This is a genomic window from Variovorax sp. GW821-FHT10B04, assembly GCF_059415645.1.
The window spans coordinates 523021-545139 of record NZ_JBWKNQ010000004.1 but is presented as its reverse complement, the minus strand read 5'-3'; the positions used below and the strand labels follow the sequence as shown (position 1 = coordinate 545139).

Annotated in this window: 18 protein-coding genes; 5 read left to right on the top strand and 13 right to left on the bottom strand. The window is 69.5% G+C overall.

Annotated elements, in window-relative coordinates; genetic code table 11:
* Positions 1–29 precede the first annotated feature (29 nt).
* A complete protein-coding gene (locus AC07PZ_RS13650) occupies positions 30–752 on the bottom strand; it encodes a GntR family transcriptional regulator (protein ID WP_495295630.1) in 723 nt (240 codons plus the stop codon).
* A 186-nt stretch (positions 753–938) separates the two neighbouring features.
* Here AC07PZ_RS13650 and AC07PZ_RS13645 point away from each other — a divergent pair, with 186 nt between their 5' ends.
* From AC07PZ_RS13645 to AC07PZ_RS13635, 3 genes are all read left to right on the top strand, one after another.
* The gene (locus tag AC07PZ_RS13645; RefSeq protein WP_495295629.1) at positions 939–1913 is read left to right on the top strand and encodes a Bug family tripartite tricarboxylate transporter substrate binding protein; all 975 of its coding nucleotides are present in this window, start codon (positions 939–941) and stop codon (positions 1911–1913) included.
* A 17-nt stretch (positions 1914–1930) separates the two neighbouring features.
* Positions 1931–2737: an alpha/beta hydrolase family protein gene (locus AC07PZ_RS13640; protein ID WP_495295628.1), complete on the top strand. Its 807-nt coding sequence runs from the start codon at positions 1931–1933 to the stop codon at positions 2735–2737.
* A 106-nt stretch (positions 2738–2843) separates the two neighbouring features.
* On the top strand, positions 2844–4448 hold the full coding sequence (locus AC07PZ_RS13635) for a class I adenylate-forming enzyme family protein (RefSeq protein ID WP_495295627.1): 1605 nt from the start codon (positions 2844–2846) through the stop codon (positions 4446–4448).
* Here AC07PZ_RS13635 and AC07PZ_RS13630 read toward each other — a convergent pair.
* Positions 4411–5364 (bottom strand): GlxA family transcriptional regulator, encoded by a 954-nt coding sequence (locus tag AC07PZ_RS13630; RefSeq protein WP_495295626.1) that lies wholly within the window; start codon positions 5362–5364, stop codon positions 4411–4413. The two genes, AC07PZ_RS13635 and AC07PZ_RS13630, sit on opposite strands and share 38 nt — an antisense overlap.
* Before the next feature lie 108 nt (positions 5365–5472).
* On the opposite strand from AC07PZ_RS13630, the gene AC07PZ_RS13625 reads away from it, so the two are divergent.
* Positions 5473–6468 (top strand): SLAC1 anion channel family protein, encoded by a 996-nt coding sequence (locus AC07PZ_RS13625; RefSeq protein ID WP_495295625.1) that lies wholly within the window; start codon positions 5473–5475, stop codon positions 6466–6468.
* Between the two features lie 25 nt (positions 6469–6493).
* Here AC07PZ_RS13625 and AC07PZ_RS13620 read toward each other — a convergent pair whose 3' ends face one another.
* From AC07PZ_RS13620 to AC07PZ_RS13605, 4 genes are read right to left on the bottom strand one after another with little or no spacing between them, the layout of a single operon-like run.
* The gene (locus AC07PZ_RS13620; RefSeq protein WP_495295624.1) at positions 6494–8305 is read right to left on the bottom strand and encodes a feruloyl-CoA synthase; all 1812 of its coding nucleotides are present in this window, start codon (positions 8303–8305) and stop codon (positions 6494–6496) included.
* Between the two features lie 2 nt (positions 8306–8307).
* Positions 8308–9276: a 3-hydroxyacyl-CoA dehydrogenase NAD-binding domain-containing protein gene (locus AC07PZ_RS13615; protein WP_495295623.1), complete on the bottom strand. Its 969-nt coding sequence runs from the start codon at positions 9274–9276 to the stop codon at positions 8308–8310.
* Positions 9273–10487 (bottom strand): ABC transporter substrate-binding protein, encoded by a 1215-nt coding sequence (locus tag AC07PZ_RS13610; RefSeq protein WP_495295622.1) that lies wholly within the window; start codon positions 10485–10487, stop codon positions 9273–9275. The genes AC07PZ_RS13615 and AC07PZ_RS13610 overlap by 4 nt, the downstream gene beginning before the upstream one ends.
* A gap of 43 nt (positions 10488–10530) precedes the next feature.
* Positions 10531–11451, bottom strand: a complete 921-nt coding sequence (locus tag AC07PZ_RS13605; protein WP_495295621.1) for a beta-keto acid cleavage family enzyme — start codon at positions 11449–11451, stop codon at positions 10531–10533.
* A gap of 139 nt (positions 11452–11590) precedes the next feature.
* On the opposite strand from AC07PZ_RS13605, the gene AC07PZ_RS13600 reads away from it, so the two are divergent.
* Entirely contained in the window at positions 11591–12298 is a 708-nt protein-coding gene (locus tag AC07PZ_RS13600) for a Crp/Fnr family transcriptional regulator (RefSeq protein ID WP_495295620.1), read from the top strand.
* Positions 12299–12389: 91 nt separating this feature from the next.
* On the opposite strand, the gene AC07PZ_RS13595 is transcribed toward AC07PZ_RS13600, so the two are convergent.
* The 7 genes from AC07PZ_RS13595 to AC07PZ_RS13565 form a co-directional block, all read right to left on the bottom strand.
* Positions 12390–14669: an SdiA-regulated domain-containing protein gene (locus AC07PZ_RS13595; RefSeq protein WP_495295619.1), complete on the bottom strand. Its 2280-nt coding sequence runs from the start codon at positions 14667–14669 to the stop codon at positions 12390–12392.
* A gap of 78 nt (positions 14670–14747) precedes the next feature.
* Positions 14748–15608 carry an SDR family NAD(P)-dependent oxidoreductase gene (locus AC07PZ_RS13590; protein WP_495295618.1) on the bottom strand — a complete coding sequence of 287 codons (861 nt, stop codon included), beginning with the start codon at positions 15606–15608 and terminating at the stop codon, positions 14748–14750.
* 25 nt (positions 15609–15633) lie between these two features.
* Entirely contained in the window at positions 15634–16851 is a 1218-nt protein-coding gene (locus tag AC07PZ_RS13585; protein WP_495295617.1) for a cytochrome P450, read from the bottom strand.
* A gap of 106 nt (positions 16852–16957) precedes the next feature.
* On the bottom strand, positions 16958–18205 hold the full coding sequence (locus AC07PZ_RS13580; RefSeq protein ID WP_495295616.1) for a multidrug effflux MFS transporter: 1248 nt from the start codon (positions 18203–18205) through the stop codon (positions 16958–16960).
* 8 nt (positions 18206–18213) lie between these two features.
* Positions 18214–19383 carry an acetyl-CoA acetyltransferase gene (locus AC07PZ_RS13575; protein ID WP_495295615.1) on the bottom strand — a complete coding sequence of 390 codons (1170 nt, stop codon included), beginning with the start codon at positions 19381–19383 and terminating at the stop codon, positions 18214–18216.
* Complete coding sequence (locus tag AC07PZ_RS13570; RefSeq protein ID WP_495295614.1) at positions 19380–20906, bottom strand: AMP-binding protein; 1527 nt, start codon at positions 20904–20906, stop codon at positions 19380–19382. Before AC07PZ_RS13570 ends, AC07PZ_RS13575 begins: the two co-directional genes overlap by 4 nt.
* Entirely contained in the window at positions 20903–22093 is a 1191-nt protein-coding gene (locus AC07PZ_RS13565; RefSeq protein ID WP_495295613.1) for an alpha/beta hydrolase, read from the bottom strand. Before AC07PZ_RS13565 ends, AC07PZ_RS13570 begins: the two co-directional genes overlap by 4 nt.
* Positions 22094–22119 lie beyond the last annotated feature (26 nt).

The window sequence follows — 22119 nt, the reverse complement described above, 5'->3', positions numbered from 1 at the left end:
CGGGCCAAGGGCAACCAGCGACCGGCCGCTCAGCCGCCGGCTTCCGGCGCCGGCCGCGCGGAAGACCGGGCGTTGAAGTTCATCTCGCAGAAATAGGCCGCCTTGCGCAGCATCGAGCCGTTCAGCGCTTCGGCCAGGGGCGCGTCGCGGTCGAGGTAGGCATCCGCGACGCGCAGCCTGTCCAGCGCCAGGACCTTCAACTGCTCGCGGCTCATCAGGCCCAGCCGGCGAAACCAGTTGATCTTCCACTTCAGCGAGTCGAGCACGCCCAGCACGACGTCGTTGCCGCACAGGCGGCTTTCGGCGAGCAGGTAGTCCTCGATGTCCTGCACGTGGACGTCGGTCTCGCTCGTGTCTCCCTGTTCGACCAATGCGAGCGCACGGGCGCGGAGGTCCTGCAGGCTCGGTTCGGAGGCCGTTTCCACGATCGCGCGTGCGATGTAGGCATGCAGTGCACTGCGCAGCGCATAGAGATCGCGGATGGCCTTGACCGACACCGGCGCAACGCGCGGACGCCTCCGGGCCGACATCGTGATCAGCCCGTACTGGTTCAGGATGAGCAAGGCTTCGCGCACCGGCGTGCGGCTGGTGCCGAAGCGCGCGGCCAGCTCGACCGAGTTGATCGGCGCGCCGGGCGCGACCTCGCCCCGGACGATGCTGTCGCGGACCGATTCGAAGATCTTGACGACGGTGTTGTCGTCGCTGGGAAGGGCATCCGCAGGCGCGGTCGCAGGGGTGTGGGAGGCGGGCACGCCGCCATTGTGCTGGAACCGGCGCGGTATCCGCATCGTGCGCGCGACGGCAGAAGTGTCGACACTAATAAGTGAATATACCTATCCAAGGAAAATATAGGGCGAATAATATTAAAAGTGTCCACACTTCATCTGAAGCAGCAGATCGTGCAGGGCACCACATCCAGAAAAACCAGGAGACATCCCGTGCCCCATTCCTCTCGTCTTACCCGGCGTGCCACGATCCTGTGGGCCACCGCCGCCATGGCCGGCCTGGCCCATGCGCAGTCGCCATCGGGGCGCCCGATACGCATCGTGGTACCGGGGCCGGCCGGCTCCGCCATGGACGCGCTGGGCCGGTCCATCTCGGCGCCGTTCGGCCAACTGACCGGGCACCCCGTGCTCATCGACAACCTGCCAGGCGCAGGCGGCACGCTGGCGACGGCGCAGGTCGCGCGGGCGGCGCCGGACGGGCTGACGCTGGAGATCGTCTCGTCGAATCACGTGGTCAACCCGAGCATCTTCAAGACGCTGCCCTACGACACGCTCAACGACTTCACGCCGATCGCCGTGATCGGCGTGGTGCCGATCGTGCTGGTCGTGTCGCCGTCGCTCGCCGCCCGCAACGTGCCGGAGCTGATCGCGCTGGCCAAGAGCAAGCCGGGTGAACTCAACTACGGCTCGCTGGGCATCGGCACGGCGCTGCACCTGGCGGGCGAACTGTTCGGCAGCGAGGCCGGTGTCGACATCCGGCACGTGCCGTACAAGGATGCCGGCGGGCTCACCACCGACCTGGTGAGCGGCCAGGTCCAGATGGCCTACCTGGCGCTGCCGTCGGTGTCGCAGTTGATCAAGGCCGGCAAGATCCGCGCGCTCGGCGTGACCACCGTGCAGCGTTCGGCCGCGATTCCCGACGTGCCCGCACTGGCGGAAACGCTGCCCAGGTACGCGCTGGACGCCTGGATCGCGCTGATCGGACCGAAAGGCATGGCACCTGCGGTGGTACAGAAGTACTTCACCGATCTGAAGGCCTCGATGGACGATCCGACCGTCAAGGACGCGCTGGCCGCGCAAGGCCTGGTACCGACCCTGAAGGCGCCGGCCGATGCGCAGGCCTACTTCGTCAGCGAGATGGAAAAGAACGCCGCGCTCGTCAAGCGCTCCGGCGCGACGCCGCAGTGAAGCGGCGGCCCTTCCTCATGGCGCAGGCGACCGGGGACTTTGCCTTCCGCGCCGCGCGCATCGACCGGCGCTTTTCATACGGGCTCCATGTGCCGTCAAGCTTTCGGCGCGAGCGGGCGGAGAGCTTCCGGATCCTCGTTGCGGTCCATGGCTCGGAGCGCGCGCCCGAAGCCGCGCGCGAAGGTTTCGCGGACCTCGCCGAGGAATGCGGCTACCTGGTGCTGGCGCCGCTGTTCCCGATGGCCGTCACCGACGACGAAGAGGCGCACAACTACATCTTCCTGAAGTACCGCGACATCCGCTACGACCTGGTCCTGCTGTCGATGATCGACGAGGTGGCCGCGGCGTGGGGCGTGCCGTCGCGCGAGGTTTCGCTGGCGGGGTTCTCGGGCGGCGGGCAGTTCGCGCACCGCTTCATGTACCTGCATGGGGCGCGGCTGGCGGCCGTGTCGGTCGGTGCGCCCGGCATCGTCAATACGCTGGACGACCAGGTCGACTGGTTCGTCGGCGTGCGCGACGTGAAGTCCCGCTTCGGATGCGACGTCGACCGGGCCGCGCTGCGCGGGCTGCCGGTCCAGGTGGTGGTCGGTGCCGAAGACGTCGGCGCCGACGTGCTGATGGCGCCGGGCAGTCCGCTCTACATGGACGGCGTCAACGCGAGCGGCACCACACGCGTCGAGCGCGCACGGACGCTGCACCGCGTGCTGGTCGACGCAGGCGCGGATTGCCGCTTCGACCTCGTGCCCGGCGCGGGGCACGAGGCGCAGCAGGTGCAGTTGGCGGTGGACGCGTTCTTTCGAAGGCTGCGCCCGCCGGCGCGCTGAGCGGCGCGCTCCCACAGGCGCGATATCGCGCAAGCGACGATCTCCTCCACCGGTTGGCGATATGGTTCGAGCCGACGCCACGGCAAGACCCAGAAGGAGACAAGACATGCAGCTTTCCATCGACGACGCGTTCGGCACCATCGGCCAGCGCGTGCGGCAGCACGCCCGCGAGGCGCCCGATCGCGTGGCGCTCCATGACATCGGCGACGCGACCCGCATCACCTACCAGGAACTCGACCGGCGCATGGACCGCGTCGCCGCCGCGCTGCAGGCCGAAGGGCTGGCGGTCGGCGACCGCATCGCCATCTGCGGCAAGGCGTCGATCGACTATGCCGTGGTGTTCCTGGGCGCATTGCGCGCTGGTGTGGTGGTGGCGCCGCTCGCACCGAGTTCATCGCCGGAGACGCTCGCGCGCATGCTGTCCGACGCCGGCGCGCGCCTCTTCTTCGTCGACGACAGCGTGAAGGCGCTGATCGACGCCATGCCGGCGGGTTCGCTGCCCCGCATCGCGCTGGACGGCGGCGGTACCGGGCAGCCGCTGTCGGCATGGCTGGACCGCACCGCCGCGGCGCCCGCGGAGGCCGCGATCGAGCCGGCCTCCGCCTTCAACATCATCTATTCGTCGGGCACCACCGGCGAGCCCAAGGGCATCGTGCAGTCGCACGGCATGCGATGGGCCCACATCCAGCGCGGACGCTTCAGCGGCTACGGCGGCGACAGCGTCACGGTGCTGTCGACACCGCTCTACTCCAACACCACCCTGGTGCTGTTCTTCCCGACGCTGGCCTACGGCGGCACGGTGGCACTGCTGCACAAGTTCAGCGTGCCGGTCTATCTGGCGGCCTGCGAATCGCTGCGCGCGACCCACACGATGCTGGTGCCGGTGCAGTACCAGCGGCTGATGGCCAGCGACATCTTCGACCGGCATGACCTGTCGAGCTTCGTCAACAAGTTCTCGACCAGCGCGCCCTTTGCCGCGTCGCTCAAGGCCGACGTCCTGAAGCGCTGGCCGGGCGGGCTCATCGAGTACTACGGCATGACCGAAGGCGGCGGCACCTGCATCCTCGAAGCCCACGACCACCCGGACAAGCTCCACACCGTGGGCCAGCCGGCCAGCGGCAGCGACATCCGGTTGATCGACGACGAGGGCCGCGAAGTCGGGCCAGGGGAAATGGGCGAGGTGGTCGGCCATTCCGCGGGAATGATGACGGGCTATTTCGGGCAGCCCGGGAAGACGCGCGACGCCGAGTGGTTCGACCCGCAGGGCAAGCGCTTCATCCGCACCGGCGACGTGGGCCGCTTCGACGCCGACGGCTTCCTGGTGTTGATGGACCGCAAGAAGGACATGATCATCTCGGGCGGCTTCAACATCTATCCGAGCGATATCGAAGATGTGCTGCACAAGCATCCCGCGGTGCTGGAGGCCGCGGTTGTCGCGCTGCCGTCCGAGGCCTGGGGCGAGTCGCCTGGCGCCTTCGCGGTCCTGCGCGCAGGCCATCGCGACACCACTGCTGAAGCCCTGCGCGAATGGGTCAACGAGCGGGTCGGCAAGACCCAGCGGCTGGTGTCGCTGCAACTCATCGACGAGCTGCCGCGCAGTGCGATCGGCAAGGTGCTCAAGCGCGAGCTGAGGGACGCGGCAGTGCTCGGCGGAGTTCGGCCGCTGACCGCCGTCACCCCGCGAAGCGCTTCCGGTACTCCACCAGGCTGACGCCCAGTCGGCGGCTGAATGCGCGGCGGAAGCCGTCGACATTGGCATAGCCCACGGCGTTGGCCAGCCGCTTGGCCGGCGCATCGGAATCCTCGGCCAGCCGGCGGGCGGCGTCGATCCTTGCGTTCTCGACGAACTCCGCCGGCGTCGTGCCGGTCTCGCTGCGGAAGATCCGGGCAAAGCTTCTTTCGCTCATGCCGGCATGTGACGCCAGAACGGGCACCGACAGGTCGCTTCGGAGGTGCGCGAGCACATGCTCCTGCACTTCCCGCATGCTGCTGCGCTCGGCCGTCTGCGCGGCCAGATGGGCGCTGAACTGGCTCTGCCCGCCCGGGCGCTTGAGGAACATCACGAGCTGTCGCGCCACGCGCAGGGCCAGGTCGCGGCCGTGGTCCTCTTCCACCATGGCGAGCGCGAGGTCCATGCCGGCGGTGACGCCGGCGGACGTGAACAGCTTTCCTTCCTTGACGTAGATGGCATCGGCCTCGACGCAGGCGCTGGGGTACGCCGCGGCGAGCCGCGCCGTGGAATTCCAGTGCGTCGCCACCCGCTTGCCGTCGAGCAGCCCGGAGGCCGCCAGCACGAAGGCGCCGGTGCACACCGAGCCGTAGCGCCGCACGGTCTGCGCCTGGAAGCGCAGCCATTCCTGCAACGGCGTGTCGCTCGCCATGTCGTCGATCTCGGGGCTGCCCGCGACGAGCAAGGTGTCGATCGGGCCGCGATGCGTCGCCACCGTGTCGTCGACGGCAAGGCGCAGCCCGCCGCTGCTCGCCAGCAGGCCTTCCGTGGTGCCGATCACCCGCACCTCGTAGGCGTCGGGCTGGCCGAGCTGGCGTGACGCCTCGGCGAAAACGTCCGCCGGCCCGGCGACGTCGAGCAGTTGGAAACGAGGAAAGGCAAGGATGGCGATGCGCATGGCCGACGAGCTTCGATGATTGGCAGGAAACGTCGTGTACGGACGAGGACGGCTGAAGAAGTCTGGCAGAAACTAGCCGCTCATGCAAATTCAGCCAAGGAGGCCACCGTGTCAAGCCAGCCTGCAAGTACGTTCCAGCCCGTCTCTTTCCGTTCCAGCCAGGCGTCGATCCGCAACCTGCCCGTCAACCTGTTCGCGTCGGTCATGGGCCTGTCGGGGCTGGCGCTCGCCTGGCGCGTGGCGCACGGCAGCCTGGGTGCGCCGGCCTTCGTCGGCGAGGCCATCGGCGCGCTGGCCCTGGGCGTCTTCCTGCTGCTCGCGTTCGGCTATCTGGTGAAGCTCGTGAAGCATCCGCAGGCGGTGCATGCGGAATTCCATCACCCGATCGCGGGCAACTTCTTCGGCACGATCGTCATCTCGCTGCTCCTGCTGTCGGCGGTGATCGGGCCCTACAGCGCACCGGCGGCGCACGCCATCTGGACCGTCGGCGTGCTGGCGACCTTCGCGCTGGGCTACGTCGTGGTCGCCCGGCTGCTCAAGGGAGCGGTGGACGCATCGCACGCCGTGCCGGCCTGGATCGTCCCGTGCGTGGCCACGCTCGACATACCCGTCACCGGCGCGGAGATGCCAATGGCCTGGGCTGCGGAAATCAATCTGATGGCCGCCGCCGTCGGCACCATGCTGGCGCTCGTGCTGTTCGGAATGATCGTCCCGCGGCTGGTGCACCGCGACCCGCTCGCGCCGGCCATGACGCCGTCGCTGATGATCCTGCTGGCGCCGTTCGCGGTGGGCTTCCTGGCGTACGGCAACATCGTGGGCGGCATCGATCGCTTTGCCGCGCTGCTCTTCTATTTCGGGCTGTTCATGTTCGCCGTGGTCGCGCCGAAGGTGTTTCGCCCGAGCGTCAAGTTCTCGCCGGGGTGGTGGGCGATCAGCTTTCCGATGGCCGCACTGACCAATGCGGCACTGAAGTACGCGGAGTTCCGCGCGAGCGCGCCGCTGTGGGTGGTCGCCATCGTGCTGCTGGGCGCGCTCAGCGTCGTGCTGGCCGTGCTCACGGTGCGGACCGTGCGCATCGCGCTCGACAGGACGCTGTTCCTGTGAACTCGGCGTCCGCCTTCGTGAGCCTTCACGGATGCATGCGCACCACGGCCGGATCGTCACCGCCATGGAGCTGCGCCACGTGTGCGGCGCGGCGCGCGAGCACTGCGCGCTGGTTGATGTAGCCCTTGTCGGTGATCTCGCCCGCATCCAGGTCCGGCGGCTCGGTCAGCACCAGCGCGCGGGCCGGGCACTGCGACGAGCCCGCACCCTCGTCGCGCAGCGCGCGCAGCACCGCCGCGATGTGCGCGTGCAGGGCTGGCGCCGGCAGCGTGGCCGCCTGCGGGCTGGGGAACACCAGCATGCCGATCTCGTCGCGGTCGTGGCCCGTCAGCACCACGTCCTGCACATGCGGCGCGAGCATCGACACCAGCCGGATGCGCAAGGTGCCCACCGACACCCAGGTGCCGGTCGAGAGCTTGAAGTCCTCGGCCACGCGGCCGTTGAACATCACGCCGCGCGCGGGCTCGGCCGGGTCGGCCAGGAAGCCCGCGTCGCCGATGCGGTAGTAGCCCTCGGCGTCGAAGGCTTCGGCGGTTTCGCGCGGTGCATCGCGGTAGCCGGGGAACACCGACACGCCCTTGACGCGCATCTCCAGCTTCTCGCCGTTGGGCACGAACCTGAGTTCGAGCCCCGGCAGCGGGGCGCCGATGCAGCCCGCGCCATCGAGCTTCCAGTGCGCCGATGTGATGGCCGGCGATGTCTCGGTCGCGCCCCACGACGTCGTGAGCCACAGCGGCCGATCGGGGCGCACGCGGCGCGCCACGGCCTCGAGCCGCTGCCAGGTCGAGGGTGCGAGCGCGGCGGCCGCGTAGAACGCCAGCCGCAGATGCGAGAGCACGTCGGCGGCCAGCGCATCGTCGGCTTCCAGGAAGGGCAGCAGCATGTCGAAGCCGCGCGGCACGTTGAACAGCAGCGTGGGCTTCACCTCGCGCAGGTTGCGCACGGTCCTGTCGATCAGCCCGGGCGCGGGCCGGCCTTCGTCGATGTAGAGCGCGCCGCCATGGCACAGCACCATGTTCAGGTTGTGGTTGGCGCCGAAGGTGTGGCTCCACGGCAGCCAGTCGACCAGCACCGGCTTCTCGTGTGCCAGGAAGCGCCAGGTCTGCGCCATCATCTGCTGGTTGGCGCACAGCATGCGGTGCGTGTTGATCACCACCTTGGGCTTGCCGGTGGAGCCCGAGGTCAGCAGGTACTTGGCGTGCGTGTCGGGCAGCACGTCGGCAAAGGCCCGCATGACCGCGGGCGTCTCGGTCGTGGCGAGCAGTTGCGCGAAGTCCATCGCATGCGGATGCGCATCGGCATGGCGGCTGAACACCGTGACGGCATCGACGTCGCTGCCCGCGAGCGAGGCGCCGTACACCCTGGCGTCCGACGCATAGACCAGCGCGGGCTTCAGCGTGCGCAGCATGCCGTGCAGCCGCGCCGGGTCCTTGGCCATGCGCGAATAGGCGCTGGAGAGCGAGCATGCGGTGCGGCCCACGTGCATGGCCGCCAGCATCAGCACCGCGTGGTCGATCGCGTTGTCCGAAAGGATCACGACCGGCTGGCCGGCCGGCAGGTTCATGTCGAGCAGCGCCTGGCCGACGGCGCCGACCGCCTGCCGCAGCGCGCGGTAGTCGAGCCGTCGCCAGCCGTCGCCCGTGTCGTCGCGCTCGGCCAGCGCGAGCGCGTCGGGCGTCTCGCGAGCCCAGCGTTCGAGCCATCCGCCGATGCAGCGCGCATAGGGCTGGAGCGCCGTCGGCGAGCGCAGCGTGAACGAGCCGTCGTCGAAGTCGATGCGCACCGTGCGCGGTGGCGCGACCCGCGCGGGGTCGAGTAGGAAGTCGTCGTCGGTCATGGTCAGTCGAGCTTGCCGGTTTCCGACTTGGCGCGAATCAGGTCCGACAGCAGGTGGTCGCGCGCGGCCTCGAGTTCGGCCGTGCTGCGCGTGCCGAGCGCATCGGCCACGCCGTCGGTCACCTGCTGTCTGAGCGCGGCCGTCATCGACGGCGCACCCAGGTCGCTCCACCAGTCCTCGATCGGCCCGCCGAGATGCGCGAGCAGGTGCGCGATGCCGCCCGCGCCGCCCGACAGGTGCAGGTTCATGAACGGCCCCATCACCGCCCAGCGCAGACCGGGTCCGTGCGCGATGGCCGTGTCGATGTCGGCCACGCTCGCCACGCCCTGGTCGACCAGGTGGAAGGCCTCGCGCCACAGCGCCGCCTGAAGCCGGTTGGCGATGTGGCCCTTGACCTCGCGCTTCACGTGGATGGGCCGCTTGCCGATGGCTGCGTAGAACGCCATGGTGCGCGCGATCGCATCGGCCGATGTCCGTTCGCCGCCGATCACCTCGACCAGCGGAATCAGGTGCGGAGGATTGAAGGGATGCCCCAGCACCACGCGCTGCGGATGCACGCAGCCCGACTGCACGCCGCTGATCGCCAGGCCCGACGAACTCGACGCGAGGATCGTCTCCGGCGGCGCGGCGGCGTCCATGCGGCGGAACAGGTCGATCTTGAAGTCCATGCGCTCGGGGCCGTTCTCCTGCACGAAGTCGGCCACCGACACCGCGTCTTCGAGGCTGTCGTGAAAGCGCAGCCGGTCCACCGATGCGCCCGGCGACAGGCCGAAGCGCTCCAGCGTCGGCCAGTGCTGCGCCACCGCGTCGCGCAGCCGCGCCTCGGCGCCGGGCGAGGGGTCGGTCGCGTTCACGTCGAGCCCGTGCGCGAGGAAATACGCGACCCAGCTCGCGCCGATCACGCCGGTGCCGACGACCGCGACGCGCTTTACGCCGCCATGGCCGTCGTGGGTGACGACAGCGCCGCTCATGACTTCCACCGCACGCAGCGGCTTTCCGCCTTGGTGGTCCAGGCGGCCTCGCCGCGGATCGCCTCGACCACCTTGTAGTAGTCCCACGGCTCGGTCGATTCGGCCGGTGTCTTGACCTGCATCAGCTGCATGTCGTGCACCATGAGCCCGTCGTCGCGCAGCCAGCCGCCCCGCACGAACATGTCGTTGAACTTCGTCTTGCGCAACTGCGCCATCACCTTGTCGGCGTCGTCGCTGCCCGCGGCCTTCACGGCCTGCAGGTACTGCAGCGCCGCCGAGTAGTCGCCCGCATGGAAGGACGAGGGCATGCGCTTGTGCTTGTCGAAGAAGCGGCGCGCCCAGGCGCGCGACTCGGGGCTCTGGTTCCAGTACCAGCTGTCGGTGAGGTACATGCCCTGCGCGTTCTTCAGGCCCAGCGCATGCACGTCGTTGATCGTGATGATCATGCCGGCCAGCTTCATGTTCTTGCCGATGCCGAACTCGGCCGCCGACTTGATGGCGTTGACCGTGTCGCCGCCCGCGTTGGCGAGCGCCAGCACCTGCGCCTTCGAGCCCTGGGCCTGCAGCATGAAGGAAGAGAAGTCGCTCGCGCCCAGCGGGTGCTTCACCGAGCCCGCCACCGTGCCGCCGCCGGCCTCGATGATCTTCGCGGCATCGCTCTGCAGCGCCGCGCCGAAGGCATAGTCGGCCGTCACGAAGTACCAGCTCTTGCCGCCGGCCTTGACCACCGCGCTCGCGGTGCCGCGCGCCATGGCCACCGTGTCGTAGGCATAGTGCACGGTGTACGGCGAGCAGTATTCGTTGGTGAGGCTGGAGGCGCCCGAGCCGACCACGAAATACGGCTTCTTCTTTTCGGCGGCCACGCCGGCCATGGCGATGGCCGCGCCCGAGTTGACGCCGCCGATCAGCATGTCGACCTTCTGCACGTCGAACCATTCGCGTGCCTTGGCGGCGGCGATGTCCGGCTTGTTCTGGTGGTCGGCCGTGACCAGCTCGATCTTCCGGCCATCGATGGCGCCGCCCATGTCGGCAATCGCCATGCGGATCGCCTCGGCGCCGGCCGGCCCGTCGTAGTCGCGGTACAGGCCGGACATGTCGCTGATGAAGCCGATGCGGATCGTGTCGTCGGACACCTGGGCCGATGCGGTGGCGGTGAAGGCCGTGAAGGCGGTTGCGGCGGCCAGGGCCACCAGCGTGCGCGGGATGTTCATGTGCGTGTCTCCGTTCGTTGTTCTCGTCTCGTGCGCGGCGGCATCAACCCCAGGCGAACTCGGGCCGCGGCGCGCCGGTGCGCGGCAGGCCCATGATCTGTCGCGCCTCGGCCGGCGTGGCGACTTCCATGTCGAGCTCGCGGATCACGCGCACGATGCGCTCGGTGAGCTGCACGTTGGTGGCCAGCTCGCCGTGGCGGAAGTAGAGGTTGTCCTCGAGGCCGACACGCGCATGCCCGCCCAGCAGCAGCGCCGCCACGTTGGCCTCGAGCTGCGACATGCCGATGCCGCTCACGCCGAAGATGGCGCCCTTGGGCAGCGTGTCGACCATCATCTGCAGGTTGCGCGGCGAATACGGCATCGCGTTCTGGAAGTTGCGGTGCACGTTCATCACCAGGTTGACGAAGTACGGCGCGTCGTCGTGGCCTTCCTCGATCAGCGTGGTCGTGTCCTGCAGGATGTGCGTGGGGCTGAACACCTCCCATTCGGGCTTGATGCCGCGCGCCTTCATGCCGGCCGCCAGTTCGCGCCCGCGGGTGATGGGCGTGTCCATCAGGATCTGCTTGCCCTCGAAGCTCAGGTTCAGCGTGGTGGCGTCGAGCGTGCACATCTCGGCGCCCGCGTCCATGCCCTTGATGCGTTCTTCCCACGCGATCTCCCAGCGGTCGCCGGCCAGCGGCCTGACCATGTCGCCATGCACGCCGCCGCCGGTCGAGTTGTTGATGACGATGTCGCAGCCGGCGGCGCGTATGCGGCGGTTGATGTCGCGGTAGACCTCGGCATCGCAGGTGGCGCCGTCGTCGGGGCGGCGCGCGTGGATGGCCGCGACGCTGGCGCCGGCGTTCCAGCAGCGCAGCACGTCGGCGGCGATCTCGTCGGGCTGGGTGGGCAGGTGCGGGTTCTGCGACTTGTGCGCCATGCCGCCGGTGGGGGCGATGGTCACGATGACTTTGCGCTTCGACATGGTCGGTAGCTCCTGATCGGGGTTGTCTCTGTATCGGTGGGGCCGCGTTATTATTTTTGGGGTCGCGGTGCGCACTCAGTCATCGCGACGACATTCGGGCTCAGGGTTTGTGCCCCCCGATCTCAGGAGACTTCATTCCATGCCCACGACGAAGCCGGCCCTCCAGGCGGCATCGCTGACCATCGCGCAGCTGCTGCACGCGTCAGCCTGGTTTCCGCTGATCGACGCGGCCGCCGGCGAGCGCGTGCGCGACGAGATGCGCGAGGTCGACGTGCCGGCCGGCGCCGCCCTGTGCCGGCGTGGCGACACGCCGACGCATTGGTACGGCACGCTCGAAGGGCTGCTCAAGTGGTCGATCACGTCGAGCGACGGCCACTCGGTGACGCTGGGCGGGTTGTCGGTCGGCAGCTGGTTCGGCGAAGGCACGCTGCTGCGCGCCGTGCCGCGCTCCGCCGACATCATTGCGCTGCGGCCGAGCCGCGTGGCGCGCCTGCCGCTCGAGACCTTCGAATGGCTGCACCGCACGCAGCGCGGCTTCGATCACTTCCTGCTGCAGCAGATCAACGAGCGGTTGCACTGGTTCATGGGCAGCTATGCGGCGCACCGCCTGCTCGACGCCGACAGCCAGGTGGCGCGGGCGCTGGCGGGGCTGTTCCACCCGTGGCTGCATCCGGGCAGCGAGCCGCATCTGCAGACCTCGCAGGAAGAGATCGCCAACCTGTCGGGCGTGTCGCGCCAGCGCTGCAACGCGGCGTTGAACCGGCTGCGCGAGGCCGGCTTCCTGCGCATCGAATACGGCGGCATCACCGTGGTCGACCTGGAAGGGCTCCGGCGCTTCATCGAGTGACAAAGGAAAAAGGGAAGGCGTGCAGGCCTTCCCTTTGTGGAGTGCGTGGCGGCGTCAGCCGCCGATGCGGATCATCGGCGTAGGGCTGGCCTCACTGGCCTGGCGAACCGATCGCCGTGCTTGCGGCCGGCTGGGCGAATCCGCCAGCCTCGCCCACCTTCGCGGCCCGGTAGGTCGGTGCCGAGGTCGACACGCCGTCCCACACGGCCGAGCTGGTCGCGCTGCCGCCGAAGACCGCGCCGGCGTGTTCCGCATAGACCGCGGTGATGCCGGTCGAAGGCGCCGCCGGATTCACGACCGTGCCGTCGACCGCCGTGATCGCGCTGGCGCCGAAGTTGATGCTGGCGGCCACCTTGCCGGTTGCGTCGAACAGCACCACGGCGTCACCCTTGCCGAGGCCCGGACCGCCGGTGGCGACCGCGGGGAACGTGGCGGCATTGAGGCCCCAGGCCGCCGCGAAGGCGGTCGTGTCGGCCGCGGCGACCACCACCAGCCGTTGGCCCGGTGCGATGCTGACCGACGGGAGCGCCGCGCTGGCCGCATCGTTGAAGTTGGCGGAGTCGTCGTCCCACTTCCAGCCCAGCAGGTTGACCGCGGCGGTGCCGTAGTTGTAGAGCTCGAAGAAGTCGCCGCCGTTGGCGTTGGTGTTCACCTCGGTGATCAGCAGCTGCGGCACGGGTGTCGGGCTCGTGCCGAAGGTGACGAAGTTCAGCGTCGTGCTGTCGGCGATGCCGACGAACGCGTTGCCCGCGAGGTCGCTCAGCGCGTTGGCGGACACCTGCACGCTGTAGGCCGTGCCCGCATGCAGGTCGGCGCTCGGGTTGAGCGTGACGGTGCTGCCGCTGATCGCGACCTGGCTGGTGTCCGACGCGCTGATCGTGCGGACGTCGTCGCTGCCGTTCGTGATGGTGAAGGTGCCGGCACCCGCGTGCACGGCTTCGTTGAAGGTCAGCACGATGTTGTCGCCGACGGCCACGCCGGTCGCGTTGTCCTGCGGCGTCGTGCTCTGCAGCGACGGGGGCGTCGTGTCGGGCACGGTCTTGAAGGCCAGCGTGGCGGCACCGTTCACGGCCGTCGTCGCGAGGCCGGTGGCGTCCTTGATGACGCCGCTGGCGTATTGCACGCTGTAGGTGGTGTCGGGTGCCAGGTCGGCGGTCGGGTTGATCTTCACGGTGCTGCCGTTGAAGCTCACCTGGGTGGTGTCCGTGATGGCGATCGTGCGGGTGTCGCCGCCGCTGCCGATCAGCGTGATGTTGCCCGTGCCGGCCGCCACCGCTGCCGAGAAGTTCAGGTACAGGTTGCTGCCCACCCCGACCTGCGTGCTGCTCTTGGTCGGCGTGTAGACCCAGAGCTGCGGCAGCGCCTGGCTGCCGCCGCCGGCCTCGTTGGTCACGTACATGTTGAGCTGCTTGTCGAAGGTGATGCCTTCGTGGCCCAGGTTCAGCGGCGCATTCGGCAGGTCGAGCGTGCCGAAGATGCGGCCGGCGCGGTCGACCTTCACGATGCGGCCCGACTCCTGGCTCAGCAGCATCAGGTGGCCGTAGTCCGGCGCGGTGCTCGGCAGCGAGTTGGACAGCGCGTGGACGTCGGCGATGTCGGCCAGTCCGGCCAGCGCCGGATCGAACAGGTTGACCGAATTGACCGTCGAGGCCGAGCCGTTGGATGCGGCGCCGGCCGTGAAGTCCAGCGTCGTCTGGAAGATGCCCTGCGGCTCGGTTTCCTTGACGAAGATGTAGCCGCCCGTCATCGGGTCGGCCGTGACGCCTTCCAGGCCGATGTTGCCGACCGTGGTGCCGAGCTTGACGCTGCGCACGGTGGCCGCGTTCAGCGTGGTGCCGCCGACGTAGGTCACGAGGTTGGCGGTGCGTTCGCGCTCGTTGGCCACCACGAACTGGTTGCCGCCGGCCCAGGTCAGGCCTTCCGGGTCGCCGAAGAGGCCGGCCGGCAGGTTCATGGTGTCGATCACCGTGCCCGTCTTGGACAGCTGGGTGATGTACGTACCTTCGTCACCGATGATGAACAGGCTGTCGGTGGTCGGGTTGTAGGTGACCGCGGAAACCTCCGCGGCGATCTGGTTGGCGCCCGAGGCCAGGTTGACCGGCAGCGTGACGCGGGTGGTCAGCGTGTAGTTGCCGAGGTCCAGGCTTTCGTCCGGCGCCACGAAGGACAGCGTGGGGCTGCCGAGTGCGACCGGTGCGTTCGGCGTGTCCGGCGTGCCCGGGTTGGTCGTGACCGGATCGGCGGGCGTGTTGGCCGGTGAGCCGTCGTTGCCGCCGCCGCAGGCGGCGAGCGCCAGCGCGCCGCTCAGGATCAGTGCAGTCAGCACGGGACGTCGAGCCAATGCACTCGGCATCTGGGAGAAAGATCGCATGAATTCACCTGTCGTAACAATTTATTCAAGCGTATGGCCGCTTGAAGTCAGGTCGATGACAGGGAAGCGTTCGGCCTCTCAGTGCGCGTGATCCTTCCGGTCGAAACCCGGCCGCGGAATCAGCGTGAGCAGCGCGTTCGACACGCCGCCGTCCACCATGAACTCCTGGCCGCTGATGTAGAGCGCGCGCTCGCTGGCCAGAAACAGCACCGCGTCCGCGATGTCCTGCGGCGCACCGATGCGCCGCGTCGGGACGATCTCGGTGCGGCGGCGCAGGATCTCAGGGTCGCGGTAGAAGGCTTCCGACAGCGGCGTGCGGATGACCGCGGGCGCCACCACGTTGCTGCGCACGCCGTGTTCGCCAAGCTCCAGCGAGAACAGCTTCGACAGCATGTTCACCCCGGCCTTGCTCACGCTGTAGGCGCCGCTGTAGGGCTGCGGCAGCGTGCCCGAGATCGACGACACGTGGATCATGCTGCCGCCGCCGGCCGCGATCATCTGCCGGCCGAACGCCTGGCCGCACAGCAGGTAGCCGTTGAGGTTGATCGACAGCAGCCGGTTCCATTGCGCGATGTCGATGTCGAGCAGCGCGCCCGCGTACAGCGTCGCGGCGTTGTTGACCAGCACGCGGCAGGGCCCGAGCTGTTCGGCGCTGCTGGCCGCGGCGCGGCCCACGCTGTCGGGGTCGGACACGTCGCAGGCGATGGCCACGGCGCGTCCGCCGGCACGGCCGATCTCGTCGGCCAGCGCGCGGCAGGGCGCCTCGTCGCGGTCCAGCAGCGCGACGTGCGCACCGGCCGCCGCGAGCGACAGCGCAATCTCGCGGCCGATGCCGCCGGCGGCACCGGTCAGCGCGCAGACGCGGCCGTCGAGGTCGAGCCAGTCATGGGGCGACGCCGAAGCGGAAGAAGAAATGGGTGGGGTCGTTGCAGTGGTCATGGGGCTTCGATGGAGTCTTCGCGATTCAGGCGGGTTCGACGCGCAGCGGCAGGCGGTCGAGCGTGCGCATCTGGTTGATGGGGCGGTATTCGGCCTCGCCCGCCAGGCTCAGCGTGCTGGCCTGGCGCACCAGCGCACCGAGCAGCGCCTCGGCCTCGAGCCGCGCGATCATCTGGCCGATGCACGCGTGCACGCCGGTGCCCAGCGCGAGGTGGCTGCCCGCGACCTGCGGCCGGTCGACGTCGAAGCGATCGGGCTCGGTCCAGCGCCGCGGGTCGCGGTTGGCGGCGCCGAAATACACGCCGACCTTGGCGTCGGCCGGTATGCGGCAGCCGCCGAGTTCGGTCTCGGCCACCGTGGTGCGGTAGGTCACCTGGAATGGCGATTCGAAGCGGATCGCCTCTTCGAAGGCGGCCTTCACCTTGGCCGGCTCGGCCCGCAGCCGTGCCCATTGCGCCGGATGCCGTGCGAGCTGGTTCAGCGCAAAGCCGATGCCGCTGATGGTCGAGTCGGTACCGCCGCCGACGAAGCTGCGCACGATGTTCGATGCCAGGCCGGGTTCCAGTTCGCCCGCGTCCTCGGCCTGGAACAGCAGCTCGGCGATCGAGCCGCGCGTCACGTTGCGGCGCTGCACCGATTCCTCGAACCAGGCGAGGTAGGGCTGCGCGTTGGCCATGGCGCGCTCATACAGCGCGTTCTTCGGGCCGCTCTGGTTGAAGCGCATCTCGCCGATGGCCAGCGTCTCGGTGCGCGGCAGGCGCACGCCCACCGCCGCCGGAAAAGCCTCCAGCACGAAGGCTTCGGCGCAGTCGTCGACACCGTTGAATTCGCGGCGCGCGACCAGTTGCGCGACCAGCGCATCGGCCTTCGAATCGAAGCCCTCGCGCCAGCGCCGGATCACCAGCGGCGACAGCACGCGCATCACGACCGAGCGCACCCGCGTGTGGTCCGGCGGGTCGACTTCGAGCAGCCGGCTCGGCACGCGGAAGTCGCCGGGTCTGCGGATGTCCTGGATGCCGATGCCCGCCGCGTTGCTGAAGCGCGCGTAGTCCGCCAGCACCGTCTTCGCTTCTTCGTGGCGGCCCACCGCATACACGCCGTGCGGCCGGATGAAGGCGACCGGGCCGGCTTCGCGCAGCATCTGGTGAAAGGGATAGGGGTCGGCCAGTACGGCGTCGGAATAGGGGTCGATGTCCAGCACCGGCGCCTCGCGCAGGGCCTCGCGGTCGAGGGTTTCAGCCATGGGTTCGCTCCGTTGCAATGCGTATGCGGGGACGATAGCCACGCACCCCCGCCACGTATGTCCCCTGCCATAGGGACTTGGGCCTGGACGTGGCCGCGGCGGTGGGTCAGCCCGGCACGGCGGCCAGCGTGCGCTGCACGCCGAAGCGCGGCACCAGCGCCAGCGCCACCGCGCCGGACGCGAACACCAGCACGCCGATCGCGAGCGCCAGCGAGCGCGCGCTGCCGTCGAACACCGCGCCGACCGCACTCGCCGCCACGAAGCCGCCCAGCGCGAGCACGCAGCCGCCCAGTGCCGATGCCGCGCCGGCCTGCGCCGGGAAGGGCGCGACCATGCCGACCTGGCCGCAAGGCTGCTGGATGCCGTAGGCGAAGAGCTGCAGCCAGATGGCCGCGGCCAGCGTCCAGGGCGTGTGGGCGTCGGCCAGTGCGGGCAGCACGAACAGCGCGCACGCCGCCATCGTCAGCCAGCCGCCGCGGCGCACGGTGGTCTGCACACCATGCAGGCCGACCCATCTGCGGCAGCACAGCGTGCCGAGCAGGTAGGCGATCGACGCGCAGCCGAGCACCGCACCGAACACCGGCGCCGACAGGCCGAAGCGGCCGACGAACACGAATGACGACGTCGCATAGAAGCCGAAGTTGGCCGCATAGCCGAAGGCGCACAGCATCGTCCAGGTCAGGAAGGCGGGGCTGCGCGCGATGCCCGCATAGCCACGCGCCAGCGTGGCGGCGCGCACCGGCGCCGACTTGTCGCGCAGCGTCTCGGGCACGCGCCGTGCAATCAGCGCCAGCGTGGCGAGCGCGAACATCGCCGACGCGGCCAGCGCGGCGCGCCAGCCCCAGTGCGCGGCCAGCCAGCCGCCGACCACCGGCACCGTCATCGAGATCACGCCGACGCCCGAGAGCGACAGCGTCATGATCCGCGTGCCTTCGACCGGCTCGTACAGGTCGCGCACCATCGCGCGGGCACACACCACGGCGGCGCCCAGCGCCGCACCCTGCAGCACGCGGCAGGCCACCAGCACGGCCACGCTGGGCGCGAAAGCGCCCGCCAATGTGGACGCGACGTACAGCCCGAGCCCGGCCAGCAGCACCGGCCGCCGGCCGAAGCGGTCGGACACCGGCCCCCACACCAGCTGGCCCGCGCCGTAGCTGACCATCAGCGCCGACAGCGTGAGCTGCACCGCCGCCACCGTGGTGCCGAGGTCGGCCAACAGCATCGGCAGCGCCGGCAGGTAGAGGTCGGTGCTGACGGGCTGGAGCGTGACGAGCAGCGTCATCACCAGCACCGCGAGCAGCGCGGAGACGACCGGCGTGGCGGACGTGGCAGGTGTGGCAGATGTGCCGGGCATGCCCGCGCTCAGCGGATGCGTTCCAGCACGCTCACGTAGTTGGCCACCGCGGCGCCGCCCATGTTGAAGATGCCACCGATCGTGGCGTCGCGCACGCGCATCGCCTCGGGCAGCTCGCCGGTGAGCTGCATCGCCGTCATCGCGTGCATCGATACGCCGGTCGCGCCCACCGGGTGGCCCTTGGCCTTGAGGCCGCCGCTCGGATTGACCGGCAGCCGGCCGTCCATGCGGGTCCAGCCTTCTTCGATGGCGCGTGCGCCCTGGCCCTCGGGTGCCAGGCCCATCGCTTCGTATTCGAGCAGCTCGGCCATGGTGAAGCAGTCGTGCGTCTCGACGAAGGACAGGTCGTCGAGCGTGAGCTTCGCGTCGCCGAGCGCCTGCGCCCAGGCGCGCGAGCAGCCCTCGAAGCGCAGGATGTCGCGGCGCGACATCGGCAGGTAGTCCTGCACGTGCGCAGTGCTGCGGAACATCACGGCGCGCGGCATCGACATGGCGGACGCGACGTCCATCAGCACCACCGCGGCCGCACCGTCGGACACCGGCGAGCAGTCGGTGCGGCGCAGCGGCCCGGCCACCAGCGGGTTCTTGTCGCTCACGGTGCGGCAGAAGTCGAAGCCCAGGTCCTTGCGCATCTGCGCATAGGGATTGGCGACGCCGTTCGCGTGGTTCTTGGCCGCGATCAGCGCGAGCGCGTCGGACTGGTCGCCGTACTTCTCGAAATAGGCGGTCGCGATCTGACCGAACAGCCCCGCGAAGCCGCCCTGCACGCCGCTTTCTTCCGCGAGGTACGACGCGCGCAGCAGGTTGGTGCCGATCTCCGGGCCGGCCGTGGTCGTCATCTGCTCGACGCCGACCACCAGCACCGTGCGCGCGCGCTTCGACTCGATCGCGCGGATGCCCTGGTGCACCGCGGCCGAGCCGGTGGCGCAGGCGTTCTCGACCCGGGTCGCGGGCTTGAAGCGCAGGTCGGGCGAAGCCTGCAGCACCAGCGCGGCCGTGAAGTCCTGCTTCGAGAAGCCGGCGTTGAAGTGGCCGAGCACGATCTCGTCCACGTCGGCCGCGCCGATGCCCGCGTGCGCGAGCGCCTCGTTCGTGGCCCGCACGATCAGGGTCTCCACGGTTTCCTTGTCGAACTTGCCGAAGGGCGTGTGGCCCCAGCCGACGATGGCTGCTGTCATGTGTTTTCTCCTTGGGTGGCCAGTTGAAGGCGCAGCTCGCGCTTGAGCACCTTGCCGTAGTTGCTCTTGGGCAGCGCGTCGATGAAGACGTATCGCTTGGGCCGCTTGAAGCGGGCGATGTGGTCGAGGCAGTGCGCGTCGAGCGCGTCGCAGCCGGGCGCGGCGCCGTCCACCGGCACCACGAAGGCGACGACCACCTCGCCCCACTCCGCATCGGGCTCGCCGACCACGCAGGCCTCGGACACCTCCGGGTGCGTGAGCAGCGCCTCTTCGACCTCGCGCGGGTAGATGTTCGATCCGCCGCTGATGACGACGTCCTTCGACCGGTCGCGCAGCGTGAGCCGGCCGTGCACGTCGAAGGAGCCCATGTCGCCGGTGTAGAGCCAGCCGTCGCGCAGCGCCTCGGCCGTGGCTTTCGGGTTGCGCCAGTAGCCCGACATCACGACGTCGCCGCGGCAGACGATCTCGCCGATGGCGTCGACCGGGCAGGGGCGGCCTTCGTCGTCGACCACGCGCACGTCCATGCCGAGCCGCGGCGTGCCGGCCGAGCCGAGCGTCGCGTCGTCGGCGCCGATGTGTTCGTGGCGGCGCAGCGCGGTGATGGTCATCGGCGCCTCGCCCTGGCCGTACAGCTGGGTGAAGACCGGGCCGAAGGTGGCCAGCGACTTCTTGAGTTCTTCCACGTACATCGGCGCGCCGCCATAGACGATCGAGCGCAGGTGCGCGGGCCGGCGCCCGCTGCGCTCGGCCTCCAGCCGCAGGCGCTGCACCATGGTCGGCGCGAGGAAGGCGCCGCAGGACGGATGCGCATCGCACAGGTCGAGGAACTCGGCCGGGTCGAAGGCGCCGGACGCCGGCAGCACTTGCCGCGCACCACGCGCGACGTACGCCGGGATGTAGAGGCCGGAGCCGTGCGACATCGGCGCCGCGTGGATCTGGCTCGCGTCCTCGCCGAAGGTCTCCATCTCGGCGAGGTGGGAGATCGTCATGGCCATCAGGTTGCGGTGCGACAGCATCGCGCCCTTCGACCGGCCGGTGGTGCCGCTCGTGTAGAACAGCCAGGCCAGCGCCTCGGGCGCGGTGATCGGCGCGTCCGTCGGCGCTGCATCGAACAGTGCCGCGTAGTCCGCGCTGCCGATGCGCAGCAGCCGGCAGCCGGCCTGCGCCGACGTGGCCAGCGCAGCGGCCAGGTCGTCGGCGAGCTTGGGCGACACGAAGGCCGCGGTGGCCTCGGCGTCTTCGATGATCTGCACCATCTCCTTCGCGTGCAGCTTGGCGTTGATCGGCACGAACACCATGCCCGCGGCCCAGATGCCGTACATCGCCTCGAGGTACTCCGTGCGGTTCTCGCTGGCCACGGCCACGCGGTCGCCGGGCTGGCCGTGCCGCCGCAGCGCGGTGGCCAGGCGGCGCGCGCGGTCGCAGAGCTGGCCGTAGGTCCAGACCTGCTCGCTGCCGCGGTACACCGCGCCGCGCTGTGGAGAACGGCGCGCCGATTGCGCCAGGAGTTCGAACATGTTCATGGAAGTACCCGGATGCCCCTGTCGGCCAGCCAGCCGTAGATGAGGGATGTGGCTTCGGCCAGCAGCTCCGGCTGGCCTGCGTAGTAATGGGTCGCGCCCTGGATCACGTGGAAGGTCTTGTCCTTCGACGCCGCGGCTTCATACAGCCGGCGCGTGTGCGGCTGCGGCACCGCGTCGTCGGCGCTGTTCTCGATGGCCAGCAGCGGTACGCGGATGTGGGCTGCGCAGGCGGCGCCGTGGGCGTGCGTGTCGTCCATCGACCACTGCGACAGCCAGGAGCGCAGCGTCGAGAAGCGCGCGAGGCCGACCGGCCCGGTGTTGACTGTTTCCGGGTTGCCCATGTAGCACCAGTTCGGGCGCCGGTCGTTCGGGTCGAGCGCCGGGTCCAGGAAGCGCGGGTCGGCCAGCGTGCGGTGCACGACGAAGCCGCGTTCCATCTCGCCGGTGTCGCGGCGCTTGAGCTCGGCCAGCGTGCCCTTCACCCAGGCGGTGATGCGGCCCATGCGGGCGCGTTGCGCGCTGCGGTAGCGCGCGATGAACTCGGGCGCGTAGGGCGGCTGGTTCGGGTTGGCGGGGTCGTAGATGTCGAGTTCGACGTCGCGGTCGTCCGGGTTGAGTTCGTCGCGTACCGACGGGTCGATGGCTTCGAGCAGCAGTTCGGCGCGCGACAGGTGCGCGGCCTGGTAGATGATCGCGTCGGCCGGAATCAGCCCCGCACCGCGCACGTCGACCGGGTCGCCGGCGGGCGTGTGGGTGATCGACGGCGCCTCGGCCTGCGACTGGTAGAACACCGCGAGCGAGCCGCCGCCGCTCCAGCCGACCAGCACGATCTTCTCGTAGCCCCACTGCGTCTTGGCATGGCGGATGTAGGCGCCCAGGTCGAGCAGCACCTTCTCCATGATCAGCGCGACGTCGTTCTTCACGTAGCGGCTGGCCGCGCACAGCACGTGCGCGCCGGCCTGCACCATGGCGCGCGGAACCGGCAGCAGTTGCAGCGTGGACGTCGGATGCATGAAGACCAGCAGCGTCTTCGACTCGACGCCCTTCGGCCGCAGCCGCAGGCCTTCGAGGTTGACCGCGCCCTGGTTGCCGGAGAAGCCATAGGTCTCGGTGAACTTCGCGGATTCGTTGTACTGGATGTGGACCCACTCGGCGTGGATCTCGTGGGCTGGCGCAGGCGTTGTCATGGTCGGTTGCCGATCGATGGCGCAGG

Bases quoted from the DNA above. Each gene is read 5' to 3' on its own strand.
- AC07PZ_RS13575 (WP_495295615.1), bottom strand. From the start codon at position 19,383: ATGACAGCAGCCATCGTCGGCTGGGGCCACACGCCCTTCGGCAAGTTC.
- AC07PZ_RS13615 (WP_495295623.1), bottom strand. From the start codon at position 9,276: ATGAGCGGCGCTGTCGTCACCCACGACGGCCATGGCGGCGTAAAGCGC.
- AC07PZ_RS13610 (WP_495295622.1), bottom strand. From the start codon at position 10,487: ATGAACATCCCGCGCACGCTGGTGGCCCTGGCCGCCGCAACCGCCTTC.
- AC07PZ_RS13585 (WP_495295617.1), bottom strand. From the start codon at position 16,851: ATGGCTGAAACCCTCGACCGCGAGGCCCTGCGCGAGGCGCCGGTGCTG.
- AC07PZ_RS13605 (WP_495295621.1), bottom strand. From the start codon at position 11,451: ATGTCGAAGCGCAAAGTCATCGTGACCATCGCCCCCACCGGCGGCATG.
- AC07PZ_RS13595 (WP_495295619.1), bottom strand. From the start codon at position 14,669: ATGCGATCTTTCTCCCAGATGCCGAGTGCATTGGCTCGACGTCCCGTG.
- AC07PZ_RS13630 (WP_495295626.1), bottom strand. From the start codon at position 5,364: ATGCGCATCGCCATCCTTGCCTTTCCTCGTTTCCAACTGCTCGACGTC.
- AC07PZ_RS13590 (WP_495295618.1), bottom strand. From the start codon at position 15,608: ATGACCACTGCAACGACCCCACCCATTTCTTCTTCCGCTTCGGCGTCG.
- AC07PZ_RS13600 (WP_495295620.1), top strand. From the start codon at position 11,591: ATGCCCACGACGAAGCCGGCCCTCCAGGCGGCATCGCTGACCATCGCG.
- AC07PZ_RS13570 (WP_495295614.1), bottom strand. From the start codon at position 20,906: ATGAACATGTTCGAACTCCTGGCGCAATCGGCGCGCCGTTCTCCACAG.
- AC07PZ_RS13580 (WP_495295616.1), bottom strand. From the start codon at position 18,205: ATGCCCGGCACATCTGCCACACCTGCCACGTCCGCCACGCCGGTCGTC.
- AC07PZ_RS13640 (WP_495295628.1), top strand. From the start codon at position 1,931: ATGGCGCAGGCGACCGGGGACTTTGCCTTCCGCGCCGCGCGCATCGAC.
- AC07PZ_RS13620 (WP_495295624.1), bottom strand. From the start codon at position 8,305: ATGACCGACGACGACTTCCTACTCGACCCCGCGCGGGTCGCGCCACCG.
- AC07PZ_RS13565 (WP_495295613.1), bottom strand. From the start codon at position 22,093: ATGACAACGCCTGCGCCAGCCCACGAGATCCACGCCGAGTGGGTCCAC.
- AC07PZ_RS13635 (WP_495295627.1), top strand. From the start codon at position 2,844: ATGCAGCTTTCCATCGACGACGCGTTCGGCACCATCGGCCAGCGCGTG.